The sequence below is a fragment of the Allokutzneria sp. A3M-2-11 16 genome (assembly GCF_024213555.1).
In the GTDB taxonomy this organism is placed as follows: domain Bacteria; phylum Actinomycetota; class Actinomycetes; order Mycobacteriales; family Pseudonocardiaceae; genus Allokutzneria.
The window spans coordinates 229,970-230,926 of record NZ_JANAVO010000004.1; the positions used below are offsets into that span (position 1 = coordinate 229,970).

The window sequence follows — 957 nt, forward strand, 5'->3', positions numbered from 1 at the left end:
CGGCGATAATAGGATAATGGTTCCGGGGCGCCAACCCGGCGGCCAGCGGTCATGGCGTGCACGGTGTGCGCAGTGTGCTCTTTGGGGAGGGCGGCATGGATTACTCGACGCCGAGTGAGAACTTCTTCGACAGCATGCTGGAGCAGCTGCAGAAGACGACCGCGGCCATTCCGCAGACCCAGCAACGGATGATGGACATCGTCGGCACCGGTTGGTCGGACGACCGGATGGTGAAAGTCGTCGTCGGCCCGCGCGGCCAGCTGGTCGACCTGGAAATCGATCCAAGGGTGTTCCGCAAGCCGGACGCGGCCGAGTTGCGCGCCAAGATTTTGAAAGCTTCGAGGGACGCCGTTCGGCAGAGCACCGAACAGGCACAGGATATCGTGAACGAGAATTTCCCCCCGGAGCTCGAGGAGCTGCGCGCGCTGGCGGGCGACGGCGGCCTCGAGAACGGTGACCCGCTCGCGGACGCGTTCCGCAGCGATGCCGACGTCTACGCCGAGCGACAGGAGAAGAAGAAATGAGTGGAAACCTTCGCGCATTCCTGGAGCAGGTCGAAGCACTGGGAAACCGCTTTTCCGAGGCCGGTCAGACCTTCAAGGACACCTCGGACGGCAAGGTGAAGCCGATCACGGAGCTGGAAACCGACTCCCGGACGTTCGGTGACGACGCCATCGGCAAGAAGATGTACAACGAAGAACGGTACAAGCCGGGCACGGCCGAGGACTTGCTGCTCACGTTCGCCGACTCCGGGACCAGGGTCAAGGAATTCGGCGACTACCTGATCCAGACGGCCCGCGAGCTGCGCGCCGGTGAGGACGCCAACGAGGTCCAGCACCGGACGGCCAATACAAAGGAGACCTGATCCCGGCGCTGGGGCAATGCCGGGGTAGAACTGCCGAGGGCACGAAAAGCGTGTCCTATTTTGTTGTTTTACGTTGAGGTCTGGGGTGCCTT

Annotated in this window: 2 protein-coding genes; both read left to right on the top strand. The window is 62.8% G+C overall.

Features of this window, described 5'->3' with window-relative positions; genetic code table 11:
* The first annotated feature begins 95 nt into the window (after positions 1–95).
* Positions 96–524, top strand: a complete 429-nt coding sequence (locus tag NLX83_RS25310; RefSeq protein ID WP_254237651.1) for a YbaB/EbfC family nucleoid-associated protein — start codon at positions 96–98, stop codon at positions 522–524.
* On the top strand, positions 521–865 hold the full coding sequence (locus NLX83_RS25315) for a hypothetical protein (protein WP_254237652.1): 345 nt from the start codon (positions 521–523) through the stop codon (positions 863–865). Before NLX83_RS25310 ends, NLX83_RS25315 begins: the two co-directional genes overlap by 4 nt.
* The last annotated feature ends 92 nt before the right edge of the window (positions 866–957 follow it).

Coding starts and splice junctions, on each gene's coding strand:
- NLX83_RS25310 (WP_254237651.1), top strand. CDS start 96: ATGGATTACTCGACGCCGAGTGAGAACTTCTTCGACAGCATGCTGGAG.
- NLX83_RS25315 (WP_254237652.1), top strand. CDS start 521: ATGAGTGGAAACCTTCGCGCATTCCTGGAGCAGGTCGAAGCACTGGGA.